This window comes from Roseovarius sp. MBR-154 (assembly GCF_053628595.1).
Genome location: NZ_JBRJGR010000007.1, coordinates 82,132 through 96,720, shown reverse-complemented (window position 1 = coordinate 96,720; position 14,589 = coordinate 82,132). Strand labels below are relative to the sequence as shown.

Sequence of the window (14,589 nt, the reverse complement as noted above, 5' to 3'; positions counted from 1 at the left end):
GACGAATTGCTGAACCCCCTAAGGAGGACACCCCCGATGTGTAACGGACATGACCACGATCCCAAATTCACCCGCCGTCAGGCCCTGACCGGCAGCGCCGCGTTGGCCGCCGCCGCGACGACACTTGCCGCCACCGGCGCGCAGGCGCAGGACAACCCCTACGCCCCCCCGGCAGAGCCTTTCCTGCCGCCGAGCGACATGCAGCTCGATCTTACCCGCGCGGCTCTCGTCGTCACCGACCCGCAGGTCGATTTCCTGTCGCCCGACGGGGTCGCCTGGGGCGCAGTCGGCGACAGTGTCAAGCGCAACAACACCGTCGACAACATCGAACGTCTCTTCAAGGCGGCCAAGGGCGCAGGCATCCCCGTCGCCGTCTCGCCGCATTACTACTACCCCACCGATCACGGCTGGAAGTTCGAGGGCGCATTGGAAAAGCTGATGCACAAGATCGGCATGTTCGATCGCAAGAGCCCGCTCAGCCTTGAGGGGTTCGAGGGCTCAGGCGCCGACTACATGCCACAATACAAACAATATATCGAGGACGGCAAGACCATCCAATGCTCGCCCCACAAGGTCTACGGCCCCGAGACCAACGATCTGGTCCTGCAGCTGCGCAAGGCCGGTGTCGATCAGGTGATCCTCGCCGGCATGTCGGCCAATCTCTGCACCGAGAGCCATATGCGCGAACTGCTCGAACAGGGGTTCGAGGTGGCGGTCGTCTCTGACGGCACGGCGGCGGCGATGCTGCCCGAGGGCGATGGCTATCTCGCGGCTCTGACCAACTTCCGCTACATGGCCAACGCCCTGTGGTCCACGGATGAGGTCGTGGCGATGCTCGGCTGAGCGCGTCACCTGGCCCCGCCCTCGGGGATGAGGGCAAGCCCGCCCGCGCGGATCACGGACCGCGCGGGCATTTTCTTTTTCGCGGAAACCGCCTACTCCTGTGACAGCATCAATCAGGCGGGGATGGCGGGACATGACACAGACGAGGATCGGCGTGATCGGCGGCTCGGGGCTTTACGAGATCGACGGCTTGCAGGACGCCACATGGCAAACGGTAGAGACCCCATGGGGCCCGCCCTCCGACGCGATCCTGACCGGCACGCTTGGCGGCGTCGCAATGGCCTTTCTGCCCCGCCATGGGCGCGGCCATGTGCACACGCCCTCCTCGGTGCCCTACCGTGCCAATATCGACGCCCTCAAACGCCTCGGCGTGACCGATGTGATCTCGGTCTCGGCCTGCGGGTCGTTCCGCGAGAACCTGACCCCGGGTGATTTCGTCATTCTGGATCAGTACATTGACCGAACCTTCGCCCGCGAGAAAAGCTTTTTCGGCCCCGGCTGCGTGGGCCATGTCAGCGTCGCAAACCCCACCTGCCCGCGCCTCTCGGACGCCTGCGAGACGGCGGCGCGCGACGCGGGCATCACGGTGCACAGGGGCGGAACATATCTCGCCATGGAAGGCCCGCAATTCTCGACCATGGCGGAATCGAAACTCTATCGCGAGGCCTTCGGCTGCGACGTGATCGGCATGACCGGCATGCCCGAGGCCAAGCTCGCCCGTGAGGCCGAACTCTGCTACGCCTCGGTCGCCATGATCACCGATTACGATAGCTGGCACCCGCATCACGGCGAGGTCGATATCTCCGACATCATCGCCACCCTCGCGGGCAATGCCGACAAGGGCCGCAACATGGTGCGCCGCCTGCCCGCTCTGCTCGGCCCCGAGCGCGTGCCCTGCCCGCATGGCTGCGACCGCGCACTCGAGTTTGCCATCCTCACCGCCCCCGACAAACGCGACCCGGTCCTCGTGGCGCGGCTTGATGCCGTGGCGGGGCGTGTTCTGGGCTGATCGCGCGCCGCTCAACTCTTCGCGCGCGGGGTGTCACAGCACTGGACGCCCGCGCGCGCAACGCCCATTAACAAGGGCATGACACGGATCATTGCCACCCTCACCGACCAGAACTGGCGCTATGGCGTGGGCCGCCGCTTCGAGGCGCTGACCGATGAGATCTTTCAGGTGATCCGCTGGGTTCTGATGGTGGGTTTCGCCAGCTACCTCGCCCGTATACGCGACAGCCTCATCCTCGACCTGACCTATTGGGGGCTCTCCGCGTTGCTCTTCGGATATATCGCCTCGCGCTTTCTGCTGCGCCCCGAGATCCCGTTTCTCGGCAATCCGACGGGGCATCTTGCACGCTTCGTACAATCGGCATTGAATTTTCTGCTCTGCGTCGTGGTCTTCGCCTTTGTCCTGTGGATCGTCACCAACCTTACAGAAGCGATTGCAACCTATCGGGGTGGTCAATGACGCGCCGGACAGGGCGTCACCGTCTTCGGCACGCTGTGAAAAACCCGGCCCAGCATCACATTCGCGTGTAATTTCTCAACACGAACATCACGCTCGACACAAGTTCCTTTATTAGTTGATTTTTCCCCATACTATCCTTATGAGCCATAGCTGAAAAATGTGATTTATGCCACAAACGGCTCGCACAACAACAAGCGCGACAATCAAAAACAGAGCGACCGTCTGCTGGATTGCGTGAAAATGTAAGAGATTATAGTTTTGGAACGGGTAAAAGTGCTGGGGACAAGTCACATGTCATATGAACACCTGGAAAAAGCAGGGTTCGACATCGAGGCGTTTCAGAAACGGCTGACGCATTACATGAATGAGGCAGGCATGAACGCTGCTCAACTGTCCCGACGCGCGGGCCTGAACGCCCGGGCCGTGACGGATATTCAACAAGGCCGCATCAAGAGCCCTCGCGTGCAAACGGTCATGGCGCTCGAAGCCGCACTGGGAGTCAATCCCGGGACACTCCTCGGATTTGCTCCGGCGACAGTATCGACGGAATTGCAAGCGCTTCTGCATGAGCTTGACGAAGCAACTCAGCAACAGCTTCTGGCGACGCTTCGATCGCTTCGCAAGACGTGAACCCATAGCATCTCATTTTCGTCGCGAAAATAAGGCGGGCTTTCTCGTCCATGATGGCGCTGAACTCCGCCATGAAATTCGCCTGTTCCATTCGTCGCGCCTCACATGTCTTGCAGCCCTCGCAGCGCATGCGCGAACCCTCAGCCGTAACGACCTATGACCCATGCCGCAGCCTCGCAAGCACCGTTCCTATGCGCCGGAGCGCGTTCTGCGGCATGCGCCATTATATGATTGTTTCACCGTCACTGCTTCGTGATTTATCACCTGCCCTCACATGGCGTCAAGAAATGCCATAAATTACCTTGGGTTGAGCAATACTTTGCTCATCCTGTTAAATTTTCATATTTCTTCTTTTAATTGCAATCTATAACCTCCAATATACACGCTATAGGTGTTTTACGAGCCAGGCCCTGAAACCCAAACTGCGGATCAAAACCATAAGGGACTTGAAATCTGTGATATATCACGTATCTTGTCTGTCAGGTCGTCATGGAGGGTCCGATGAGTTTTGAATCGTTGAAGATACCCGAGCGCTTGTCACTTTTCGAGCGACTGTCGTCTTACATCAAGCCGACACCCTCGTCCGCGCGACCGCGTTGGGACAAGCCGCAGGAGCCCGGCCTTGCGACCCGCCTGTTCCGGGAAAGCGAGCGGCGTCTGGATGCAGTGGGTCTCGACAGTCCGCAAGCCACGGCGCGCGAGATCGAGATGCGCAGTGCGTTCACGAACCAGACCGTCCTGATCCTCGCCAAGCCGTCGCGTAACATCACCAACTTGCAGGTTTGGCTCGAAACGATCTTCGGCCTCGACGTGACCGTCGTCCATGATCCTGCCTATTTCTACGAATGGTTGTTCCGTTTTGCCGGTCTCGCCGACATCGTCATGATCGACCGCGACAGCTTCACCGACCAAGGGCCCGCCTTCGGCACGTTCCTCAGCGCCGCCGGCGAAGCTTGCGATGAGTGTCCGGTGATCGTCCTGTCTGAGGATTTCGAGGTCAACGATTTCGCCCCGAGTTGGCAGGATAAGTGGGATATCACGCTCAAGACGCCGGTGGCGCAGACCACGCTCTGGCTGGCTGTCAAGACAGCCGCGGATATGGCACTCAACGGCAAGCCGCGCTGAGCGCCCCCAAGATCGGTTGGTGTCAGTCCCCAGCTTTCACCAATCGCGCAAGCAGCGCCGGAATGCGGGTTCCCCCAGACCCTGTTCCGGTGCTGCTTCCCTTATCGATGTGACGAGGCCGCCTCCTTGGCCGCGCCGGGATATGCGCCCTCGTCCGAACGCCGCGCGCTCTCCTTCAGACGTCGAGGATACTGTTGAGGTTGTTGAATATCGCGGCCCACAGGAATGCCCCGCCAACACAGAGCGTCATCCGGAACACTCCGGTCAGTGGGTCCAGACCTGACGGCGATTAGTGGCGAAATTATCACCATACCCGCCGGGGCGAATGTTGGTCTTGCGCTTGTGCGGCTCCTGAACCACGGCGTCGATGCCATGCTCCTTGGCATATTGCAGCGCAGCTTCCTTGGTGGCAAAGCGCAGCCGCACCTGCGCTTGGGTGTCCTCATTCGAGGTCCAGCCCATCAGTGGATCGACCTCGCGCCTGGTTTCCGACACAAATTCCAGCACCCAGTGCTTGGTCTTGGCCGTGCCCGACTGCATGGCGTTACGTGCGGGTTTGTAGATGCGCGCGGGCATGAGCCTCTCCGTGTTTGATCTGGTGAGGTTTATCCCAAATCGCAGGGGGTTGGACAAGAGGCGAATAGCCGCTGTCCAGAACGATAGGCGCAGGTATTAGGCTGAAGCAGACATAAGCGCATCCCGCGCGAAACGCACCGAAGGTGCCAACGACAGCTTCGTCCCCTTCACGCCGCCTCGCCATCGGTGAATTGCAGCCGCGCCAGACGCGCATAAAGCCCGTTTTCCGCCACCAGACTGTCATGCGTGCCCTGCGCCACGATGCGGCCCTGATCCATCACCACGATCCGGTCGGCCTTTTTCACCGTGGCCAGACGGTGCGCGACGATGATCGTGGTGCGGGTCCGTGCCATCGCATCGACCGCCTGCTGCACCGCACGCTCGCTCTCGGCATCGAGCGCCGATGTCGCCTCATCAAGCAGCAGCACGGCGGCGTCACGCAGGATCGCACGGGCGATGGCGATGCGCTGTTTCTGCCCGCCCGAGAGCATCACGCCGCGCTCGCCCACATAGGTGTCATAGCCCTCGGGCAGGCGCGCGATGAAGTCATGCGCATTGGCCGCGCGCGCCGCCGCCTCGATCTCGGCATCGCTCGCGTCAAGACGGCCAAAGCGGATATTCTCGCGCGCCGAGGCGGCGAAGATCACCGGGTCCTGTGGCACAAGCGCGAGATCGGCGCGAAATTCGTGCCGGGCCATGTCCCAGAGCGCCACACCGTCAAGCGTGATCCGGCCCTCATCGGGGTCATAGAAGCGCTGGATCAGCTGAATGACAGAGGTCTTACCAGCCCCCGACGGCCCCACCAGCGCCACCGTCTCGCCGGGCTTGATGGACAGGTTGAAGTCGTCAAGCGCCGGGGTTTCGGGTCGCGCGGGATAGGCAAAGCGCACGCTGTCAAACGCGATCTCGCCACGCACCGGGCGCGGCACCGCCACCGGTGCGCCGGGATCCTTGACCGGGTCATCGGCCTGCAACAACTCGACCAGCCGCTCGGTCGCCCCTGCCGCGCGCTGCAACTCGCCCCAGATTTCCGACAGCGCGGCCACGGCACCCGCCACCATCACCGAATAGATCACGAACTGCACCAGGCTGCCGGGCGTCATGTCGCCCGCCCGCACATCGCGCGCCCCGATCCACAGCACGCCGACGATGCCGGTGAACACCAGGAAAATCACGATCACGGTCATCAGCGCGCGGGTGTTCACCCGGCGGCGCGCGGCGTCATGGCTGCGCTCGGTCACATCGGCAAAGCGCGCCCGGCTCTCGCCCTCATGGGTAAAGGCCTGCACCGTCTGCACCGACAAGAGCGCCTCGGAGGCATTGCCGGAACTGTTGGCAATCCAGTCCTGGTTCTCGCGGCTGAGCACGCGCATCTTGCGGCCCAGAAAAAGGATCGGAAATATCACCAGCGGCACGATCAGCAGGACAAGCCCGGTCAGCTTGGCCGAGGTCAGCAGCATCAGGGCCATGCCGCCGATGAACAACAGCAGGTTGCGCAGCGCGATCGAGATCGACGAGCCGATGACCGAGAGGATCAGAGTGGTGTCAGTGGTGATCCGGCTCAGCACCTCGCCGGTCATCAGCCGCTCGAAGAACGCGGGACTCATGCCGATCACGCGGTCGAACACAGCCTTGCGGATATCTGCCACCACGCGCTCGCCCAGACGGGTCACCAGCAGGTAGCGTGCCCCGGTGCCAAGCGCCAGCAAAGCCGCGACAAGGAGCGCGCCTGCGAAATACTGATCGAGCAGCGCGCCATCCTCGGTGCCGAAATTGTCGACCACCCGGCGCACCGCCATCGGCAGCACCAGCGCCACCGCCGCCGTCAGTACCAGCGCCGCAATCGCCGCAGCCAGTAGCCGACGATAGGGCCGCAGGAACGGCCATAATTCGGCCAGCGCGCTCACGTGCTTCGATCTCTCGCGATCCAGATGATCAGCCCCGTTTTCGGCCTTTCGCACCATCGGTCCTCTTCTCTCGTCGTTTCGCACAGGGTCTTGGCGCGCGGGCGCGCCGGGGTCAAGGGGCTGTTCAGCCGCAGGGGGAAAGGATTGGAGCGGGCGACGGGAATCGAACCCGTATCATCAGCTTGGAAGGCTGAGGTCTTACCATTACACAACGCCCGCTCAACGGCTCCGTTGTTAGTGGAGCATGAGGCGAGGGTCAAGACGCCAAGCGGCACTCAGTAGTTCTGCGCCTTGCGGATGCGGGTCATCCGCCCCTCTTCGGTGATCGCACCGCCAAGCGTGGTCACGCCCTTGGCCTGCAAGAGGTCCAGCATGCGCACGAAGACCTCGGCCGTGGCCACCGTGTCGCCCATCGCGGTATGGCGCGCCTGCGCCGGAATGGTGATGCCGAACCGGTCGCAGAGCGCGTCGAGCGTGTGCTGACCGGTGTGATCAAACAGCCCAGCAGACATCAGCACGGTACAGAGCACCGGATTGTCGAACCGCCGCCCGATCACCTGCTCCTTGAGCCGCAAAAACGCCAGATCGAACGGCGCGTTATGCGCGACCAGCACCGCACCCTTGCAGAAATCATGAAATCGCTGCCCGGCCTCGGCGATACCCGGCGCATCCTCGACCATCGCGTCGGTGATGTGATGCACCCTTGTCGAGGCGCGCGGGATGGCGCGGCCCGGGTTGACCAATGTGTCAAAGGTCTCGCCGCGCAGGATGCGGCCGTTGACGATGCGCAGACCGGCAATCTGCACGATTTCATCCCCGCCGCGCGGCGAGAGACCCGTGGTCTCGGTGTCGAAGACAACAAAGCTGATATCCGACAGCGGCCTGTCAGAGAGATCGCCGCCGGGCGCGTCGGGCAGGTTGAAATCGTAGAATTCGGGTCGCGCATCACCGGGGGCCAAGGGCGGCGCGGCCGAGGCCAGCGGCAGCACGATGCAGTGGTCGGCAGCATGGCTTTCGGCCCAGATATCGGTCTGATGCGCGGCGAGCGCATCGCGTCCGGAATAGGCGCCGTAAGCCTGCGAGAGCGGCGCGCCCAGCCAGCCGGTCAACTGCCCGTCGGTCACCGCCTCGCCCTGCCAGCCAAGGATCAGCCGGGTCTCGGCCCCCTCGACCTCGGACGAGAGGGTCAGCGCCTCGCGCGTGCCGTCCTCGGTCAGGTGGCGCAGGATGGTGGCCAGCAGCGTGGCCACGGCAAAGCCGTCGCAGGCCAGCATCGCCTCGCTGCGGGTGACGCTGACATCGGTACCTCCATGGGCGCGCACCCCGTCGAAGACGTGGTTGACAGCCACCGGTGACATCGGCCAGCGGCGCGACTTGATCGCGGCGTGGCGGGCGCTGAAATCATCGAGGCAGGAGAACAGCCGCGCGACCTCGTCCTCGATCCCCTGCCGCATCTTGGCGCGGTCCTCGGGGGCGAGATCATCCACCGATTGCAGCACCTCCAGCAGCGCGCCGATGGTGCCCGCGGGGCGGCGCACCCCCTCCATCAGCGCGGTGAAGAGGTGATCATGGGCGGCATGTGCGCTCAGATCCTCGGTCGCGTCGCGGAAGATCAGCACATGGCCCGACAGTTCCTCATCCGACAGGATCGGGCTGACACGGCCCAAGAGGAACCGCTGCCCATCGGCCGAGGCCGCGAGAAAGGTCTCGGCGGTGACCTCACCGCGCACGCGGGCCTTTTGCATCCGCGACAGCGCATCCATCACCGGCTCAGGCCGCAGGAAGGCCGAGAGCGGGCGGTCAAGGCCGATCTCGCCCAGCAACTCCTGCGCCATCCTGTTGTAGAGCATCACGCGATTGTCGGGCGTGGCCACCACCGCGCCCTCGCCCAGATCCCGAAACAGCGCCTCGAACAGCGCCTTTTCCCGGGCAATGCGGGCGGTCTCACGCTCGACCGCGCGTTGCCTTGCGGCGCGCGCCTCTGATAGCGCGGCGTTGATCGCGTTGGCGGCGGGGGCGAGCGTGCTGAGATGCTTGGCCTGCCCCTCGTCGATCTGCAAATCGACATCGGCGCGGGCGCGGGTGGTGAGGTCCGAGGCGAGCGCCAGGATCGGCTTGGCGACGTTTTCGTCAAATAGCAGCCCGATCCAGGCCGCCAGCCCGAGCAGCCCGAGCGCCCCGATCAGCCCCGCGATCACGTAGCCATCGGGCGGCCCGCCCGCGCGGGAATAGCCGAAAACCAGCGCCCCCGCGATCAGCACCGCGCCACCCAGCCCGAGGGCGGCAAAGAAGAGCGCAAAGCGCAGCCGCAGGCCAAGCCGCTTGGTGAGACGCTCGATCATGCCCCCTCCTCCGCCAGCAATGCGTTGATCTGCGCGGTCAGATCGGCGGCGGCAAAGGGCTTGGTCATGAAGGCATCAGCCCCCACCGCCATGCCCTTGCGCCGCTCCACCTCGCCGCCGCCTGCGGTGATCATCAGCACCTTGATGCCCCGCAGCGCCGCATCCCGGCGGATCAATTGGCAAATCTCGTAGCCCGAACGCTCCGGCAGCATCACGTCGAGCACCACCAGATCGGGGCGCTCCTCGGCCAGCGCCTCGAGCGCGGCATTGCCCGACGCCACCCGGCGCAGGGCATAGCCCGCCCGCCCGATCAGATGGGTGAGCGCCAGCGCGATATTGTCCTCGTCCTCGACGAGCAGAACGGTTTTTTGCGACATAGCGGGCCTCCTCTCCCGGTCATGTCCGGCAGCATCACGTCTGGCAGAGCGCCTCGCTCAGCGGATCGTCCTCGGCCATGCTCCTCCACGTGGCCTCGGATGGATCAGCCAGCGCCGCACCACTCACATCGGCGCGCGCGCTCTCTGCGCAGTTCACAAGTTGCGGGCGTTTCGCGGGCGGCGTCCAGCGCGCAAAGAAATAGAGATCGGCCAGCAGGATACCGGGCGCGTCCGGGTTGGTCTGCACGCTCTCGCGATCCAGCGCCATGATCCGCGTGGTCTGCGGGATGACGTAGGTCCAGGGCTTCCAGAACCGCGTTTCCTCGACCGTGACCAGCACCTCCACCCCCTCGGGCAGCCCGTCGGTGGTGCGCCCGGCCCAGCTATATTCCGACCAGATCGCATAGCCCAGCATGGCCAACCCGGCCACCACCGGCGTGATCCATTTGGGCAGGCGTCCGCCGCTCAGATGCCCCGCGATGAGCGCGAGACCGGCAGCGACAGCGCCTGCGGCGAATGTGGCGATGAGTTCAAAGAACATGATTTATCCCCGTGCCCCTCTGGCCTGTCCAAGGGCCGATTGCATTGTCTTGACCACCATGAAGGCATCGCGCAGGTGATTGCGTTCCAGATCCGACAGATCGGACGGGTTCATGAAATTGTCCGGGGCCTTGCCGCCCGCGATCTGCGCCGCCTGATGGCGCAGGCGGGTCTCGGCGATGAGGTCATAGGCATCGAGCAGATCATGCGCACCGCTTTCCGAGATCACGCCGCCCGCGCGCGCGCCCTCGATCCGGTCGCGGGTGCCCGCCTCTTCCAGTGATCCGAGCAGCGCATAGATCCGCCCCAGATCGACCACCGGCACGACGCCGGAATGCTTGAGGTCGATGGTGTTCTTGTGCTCGCCCGAGCGAATCAGCGCAAAGCCCCGCAAGAGGCCCAGCGGCACCGTATGCTTGAGCGCATTCGAGATCATATGCGCCACGAAGATCGAGTTCTTCTTGGCCTGCGCCAGCACCTCGGCCTGCAGGTTCTCAAAGAGCGCCGCCTCGTCCGCGATGGCGCGCAGGTCGAACATGACCGAGGCCAGCATCTGCGCCTCGTTGTCGGGCTGCGCGATCCAGCCTGCGAAATACGCGCGCCACACCCGGCGCGGCTGCCGCCAGCGCGGGTTGGTCGCCATCATGTCGCCGGGGCAGTAGAAGAAGCCGCAGGTATCGAGCCCGTCGCTGACGAATTTGGCCAATGCCGCGAAATAGGCGTCGTGTTCCGCCGCATCGAACGCGTCGTCGAGGATCAGGCAATTGTCCTGATCGCTGACCCCGGTCTGCTCGCGCCGCCCCTGAGAGCCGCAGGCAGCCCAGAGATACGGCACCGGGGCAGGCCCCAACTGCGCCTCGGCCAGTCGCAAGAGCCGCCGGGTGATCGCATCGGTGATGTCGGTGATCCGCCGGGTGATCGAGGCCGGCTTGACCCCCGCCTTCACCAGTTGCGCCAGAAGGCCCGGCACCCGCTCCATCACATGGGCCATATCCTCGGGCGTGTCGGCATGGGCGATATCGGCGACCATGTGGCTCGCCGTCGCGGCCTGTTGGCGGAAAAGGTCGGTCTTGCCTATCATCCCCACCACGCGACCGCCTTGAGCAACCGGCAGGTGATTGACCTTCAACTCCGACAGCAGCATCAGCGCGTCGAGACCCAGACGGTTGGGGGCAATGGTCACCGGGTCGGGCGTCATCACCTGGCCCACCCTGATCTGCCCATCCAGCCCCTCGGCCAATACCTTGTTGGTCAGGTCATGGGCCGTGATGATGCCCGTCAACTGATCCTTCTGCATCACCACGACCGAGGAAATCACGTGGTCGCGCATCAGCCGCGCCACTTGCGTGATCGTCGCCTCCGGCCCGCAGGTGACGGGATGTTTCGCCATCAGGTCAGAGACCTGAAGCGCAGTCAGGCCGGTCGCATAGGGCCCGGTGTCGGCAGGGTCGGTGGGCCGCGCGCGGGCGAACCAGCGGGCGATGTCGTCGCATTCCTCCATCAGTACCAGGAACTCCGCACCGGGGATGAGGATCAGCCGCGCCGACTCTGACGCGCGGGCGCTCAGCTGCGCGGTGCCGTCGCGAAGCAAGCCGCGCTCGCCCATGATGTCACCGGGTCCCCGGTGCGACACCAGATCCTGCGCGCCGGTGCGGATGTCGAACGCCCCCGACACGATCAGATAAAGCCCCTTGAGCGGCGCGCCCTTGTCAAAGAGCGTCTCACCCCGCGCCACCTCCACCGCCGTCAGACCGGGGGCCAGCCGCGCGCGCATCGCATCCGTCAGCGCATCAAAGGGCGGCTGCGCACAGAGCGTGTCAATGAGGGCGGGGTCGGTCTCGGGCATCGCCGGGCCTTTCTGGGGTGTTCGGGATCAATAACCTAAAAGCGCCCGGGATGGCCGCAAATATCGGCGGGGCGAAAAGACGGGGGCGGCCCGAGAGCCGCCCCTGCCCGGATCATTTAGTGACCGGCCGCCGCGGCCGCCGCGCCCTTGGGCACGCGGACGCTTTCGACCAGGTCCTCGATCTCTTGCGGGATCGGGGCCGTCATCTTGGAGATGGTGAAGGCCACCGCAAAGTTGATCATCGCACCCACAGCCCCGAAGGATGTCGATTTGATCGTGCCAAGCAGCGGATCAGCATCGGTAAAGCTGTTGGTGTCTGGAATAAAGAACCACCCTTTGTGCAGGAAGATGTAGATCAGCGTCACGATCAGACCGGCCAACATCCCTGCCACGGCACCCTTGTTGTTCACCTTCGTAAAGATGCCCATCATCAGCGCCGGGAAGATCGAGGCAGCCGCCAGACCAAAGGCCAATGCGACCGTCTGCGCCGCGAATCCCGGAGGGTTGAGGCCCAGATAGGTCGCCACCGCAATCGCCACAGCCATGGCCACTCGCGCCGCCATCAACTCGCCTTTTTCCGAGATATTCGGGTTGAGTTGACCCTTGATCAGGTCGTGGCTCACCGCCGACGAAATCGCAAGAAGCAGACCCGCAGCCGTCGAAAGCGCCGCAGCGAGCCCCCCTGCCGCAACCAGTGCGATCACCCAACCCGGCAGGTTGGCGATCTCGGGGTTGGCAAGAACGAGGATGTCACGGTTGAAGTTGGTCAGCTCATTGCCTTCCCACCCGTTCGCAGCCGCTTTTTCCTGCATGGCAGCATTGGCGTCGTTGTAGTATTGGATCCGTCCGTCGCCGTTCTTGTCTTCCCAGCCCAGAAGACCGGTTTTCTGCCAGGTGGCCATCCAGTCATACTTGGGGTCGGTCTCGATATCCTCGACGGAAACCGCCTGCGCATCGGTGCCGTTGGGCCACATCAGTTCGGTGATGTTGAGACGCGCCATTGCACCCACAGCCGGAGCCGTCAGGTAAAGCAGGGCAATAAAGACAAGCGCCCAACCCGCCGACCAACGCGCGTCAGCCACGCGAGGAACGGTGAAGAAGCGCATGATCACATGCGGAAGGCCAGCCGTGCCGATCATCAGCGACAGCGTGAAGAGCACCATGTTGAATGTATCGCCATGATGGGCGGTATATTCGTTGAAGCCCAGTTCGCGCACGATCTGGTCAAGCTTGGCCAACAGCGGCTCGCCAGAGGCGACGTGATCGCCAAACAGACCCAGCGGCGGGATCGGATTGCCAGTGAGTTGCAGCGAAATGAAGATGGCGGGGATCGTATACGCCATGATCAACACGACATACTGTGCGACCTGCGTATAGGTCACGCCCTTCATGCCGCCAAAGACTGCATAGGCGAAAACCACACAAGCACCGATCAACAGACCGCTGGTGTTGGAGATTTCAAGAAACCGGCCAAAGGCCACGCCGACGCCGGTCATCTGACCGATCACATAAGTGGTCGACGCCACGATCAGACAGACCACAGCGACCATACGTGCCGTCGGGCTGTAAAACCGGTCACCGATGAATTCCGACACGGTGTATTTGCCAAATTTGCGCAGATAGGGTGCAAGCAGCAGCGCCAAGAGCACGTAGCCGCCAGTCCAGCCCATCAGGAAGGTGGAGTTGTCATAGCCGGTAAAGGCAATGAGGCCCGCCATCGAGATGAAAGACGCGGCAGACATCCAGTCGGCCGCAGTGGCCATGCCGTTGGTCACGGGGTGAACCCCCCGGCCAGCCGCATAGAATTCAGAGGTCGATCCGGCGCGTGCCCAGATCGCGATGCCGATATAGAGCGCGAAGGATGCGCCCACGAACAGCAGGTTGAGTGTAAACTGATCCATTGTCCCCGGCTCCCTTATTCTTCACCGACGCCGTGTTCGGCATCGAGTTTGTTCATCCGCCAGGCGTAGAAGAAGATCAGCGCCAGAAAGACCAGGATCGAGCCTTGCTGTGCGAACCAGAACCCAAGGTCGGTGCCGCCCACGGCGATCCCCGACAACATGGGGCGCAACAGAATGCCGAACCCGAACGAGACCAGAGCCCAGATCACCAGGCTCCAGAGAATGATGCGCACATTGGTTTTCCAATATGCCTTTGCGGCTTCCTTATCGGACAAAGCGTGTCCTCCCTTTTGTCAAAGGTTTCCTCCTGACCGGGCCGGGACCATCCCGGCGCGGGCCTTCCCTTACGCGGTCGCCTGTCTGACGATCGTGTTCAGCTCTTGCGCCACGGTGCCGATCTCGGCCATGGCATCGACGCGGACGAGCACGCCCCGCGCGTCGTAATAGTCGATCAGCGGCGCGGTCTGCGCGTGATAGGCGCGCAGGCGGCTCTCCACCGTTTCGGCATTGTCATCGGCGCGGCGGGTCATCTCCGTGCCGCCACACTTGTCGCAGGTGCCGGGGGTGGTGGGGGCCTTGAACGTGTCGTGATAGCCCTCACCGCAGCCCGCGCAGGTGAACCGCCCGGAAATCCGCGTCACCATCGCGGCGTCGTCCACTTCGAGGCTGATCGCCGCCCGGATGCCCGCGCCCAGATCGGCCATCAGCCCATCCAGCGCCTCGGCCTGCACCGTGGTGCGCGGAAAGCCGTCGAGAATGACACCCTGCGCGCAATCCGGCTCCGCCAGCCGGTCACGCAGGATCGCGATGACGATCTCGTCGGACACCAGATCGCCCGCCTCCATCACCGCCTTGGCCTGTTGGCCCGCCTCGGTGCCCGCCGTGACGGCGGCGCGCAGCAGGTCTCCGGTCGAGAGTTGCACCAGCCCGAATGCGTCTTCCAGCATCCGCGCCTGCGTGCCCTTGCCCGCACCCGGCGGCCCGAGCAGGACCAGATTGGCGGCGGTTTGTGCTGACTTGGTTCCGTCCATTGT

The 14,589-nt window shown here is 63.7% G+C and carries 14 protein-coding genes and 1 tRNA gene; 5 read left to right on the top strand and 10 right to left on the bottom strand.

Features of this window, described 5'->3' with window-relative positions; genetic code table 11:
* Positions 1 to 36 precede the first annotated feature (36 nt).
* From ACSSV4_RS11080 to ACSSV4_RS11060, 5 genes are all read left to right on the top strand, one after another.
* Positions 37 to 843, top strand: a complete 807-nt coding sequence (locus tag ACSSV4_RS11080) for a cysteine hydrolase (protein ID WP_454275205.1) — start codon at positions 37 to 39, stop codon at positions 841 to 843.
* Between the two features lie 133 nt (positions 844 to 976).
* Positions 977 to 1,852, top strand: coding sequence for an S-methyl-5'-thioadenosine phosphorylase (locus ACSSV4_RS11075; protein WP_454275204.1), 876 nt, complete (start codon positions 977 to 979; stop codon positions 1,850 to 1,852).
* 78 nt (positions 1,853 to 1,930) lie between these two features.
* Complete coding sequence (locus tag ACSSV4_RS11070; protein WP_454275203.1) at positions 1,931 to 2,311, top strand: hypothetical protein; 381 nt, start codon at positions 1,931 to 1,933, stop codon at positions 2,309 to 2,311.
* A gap of 291 nt (positions 2,312 to 2,602) precedes the next feature.
* On the top strand, positions 2,603 to 2,941 hold the full coding sequence (locus tag ACSSV4_RS11065; protein WP_454275202.1) for a helix-turn-helix domain-containing protein: 339 nt from the start codon (positions 2,603 to 2,605) through the stop codon (positions 2,939 to 2,941).
* Between the two features lie 501 nt (positions 2,942 to 3,442).
* Positions 3,443 to 4,066, top strand: coding sequence for a hypothetical protein (locus tag ACSSV4_RS11060; RefSeq protein ID WP_454275201.1), 624 nt, complete (start codon positions 3,443 to 3,445; stop codon positions 4,064 to 4,066).
* 264 nt (positions 4,067 to 4,330) lie between these two features.
* On the opposite strand, the gene ACSSV4_RS11055 is transcribed toward ACSSV4_RS11060, so the two are convergent.
* From ACSSV4_RS11055 to ACSSV4_RS11010, 10 genes are all read right to left on the bottom strand, one after another.
* Positions 4,331 to 4,642: an ETC complex I subunit gene (locus ACSSV4_RS11055; protein ID WP_454275200.1), complete on the bottom strand. Its 312-nt coding sequence runs from the start codon at positions 4,640 to 4,642 to the stop codon at positions 4,331 to 4,333.
* A 167-nt stretch (positions 4,643 to 4,809) separates the two neighbouring features.
* Positions 4,810 to 6,606 (bottom strand): ABC transporter transmembrane domain-containing protein, encoded by a 1,797-nt coding sequence (locus ACSSV4_RS11050; protein WP_454275199.1) that lies wholly within the window; start codon positions 6,604 to 6,606, stop codon positions 4,810 to 4,812.
* 88 nt (positions 6,607 to 6,694) lie between these two features.
* Positions 6,695 to 6,768 (bottom strand) — tRNA-Gly (locus tag ACSSV4_RS11045).
* 56 nt (positions 6,769 to 6,824) lie between these two features.
* Positions 6,825 to 8,891 carry an exonuclease domain-containing protein gene (locus ACSSV4_RS11040; RefSeq protein ID WP_454275198.1) on the bottom strand — a complete coding sequence of 689 codons (2,067 nt, stop codon included), beginning with the start codon at positions 8,889 to 8,891 and terminating at the stop codon, positions 6,825 to 6,827.
* Positions 8,888 to 9,268 (bottom strand): response regulator transcription factor, encoded by a 381-nt coding sequence (locus tag ACSSV4_RS11035; RefSeq protein ID WP_074786131.1) that lies wholly within the window; start codon positions 9,266 to 9,268, stop codon positions 8,888 to 8,890. The genes ACSSV4_RS11040 and ACSSV4_RS11035 overlap by 4 nt, the downstream gene beginning before the upstream one ends.
* Positions 9,269 to 9,302: 34 nt before the next feature.
* Positions 9,303 to 9,809: a hypothetical protein gene (locus ACSSV4_RS11030; RefSeq protein WP_454275197.1), complete on the bottom strand. Its 507-nt coding sequence runs from the start codon at positions 9,807 to 9,809 to the stop codon at positions 9,303 to 9,305.
* A 3-nt stretch (positions 9,810 to 9,812) separates the two neighbouring features.
* The gene (locus ACSSV4_RS11025) at positions 9,813 to 11,654 is read right to left on the bottom strand and encodes a DUF294 nucleotidyltransferase-like domain-containing protein (RefSeq protein ID WP_454275196.1); all 1,842 of its coding nucleotides are present in this window, start codon (positions 11,652 to 11,654) and stop codon (positions 9,813 to 9,815) included.
* A 116-nt stretch (positions 11,655 to 11,770) separates the two neighbouring features.
* Positions 11,771 to 13,555, bottom strand: a complete 1,785-nt coding sequence (locus tag ACSSV4_RS11020) for a sodium:solute symporter family protein (RefSeq protein ID WP_454275195.1) — start codon at positions 13,553 to 13,555, stop codon at positions 11,771 to 11,773.
* Between the two features lie 14 nt (positions 13,556 to 13,569).
* A complete protein-coding gene (locus ACSSV4_RS11015; protein WP_050662583.1) occupies positions 13,570 to 13,830 on the bottom strand; it encodes a DUF4212 domain-containing protein in 261 nt (86 codons plus the stop codon).
* 69 nt (positions 13,831 to 13,899) lie between these two features.
* The gene (locus ACSSV4_RS11010; protein ID WP_454275194.1) at positions 13,900 to 14,586 is read right to left on the bottom strand and encodes an adenylate kinase; all 687 of its coding nucleotides are present in this window, start codon (positions 14,584 to 14,586) and stop codon (positions 13,900 to 13,902) included.
* Between the last annotated feature and the right edge of the window lie 3 nt (positions 14,587 to 14,589).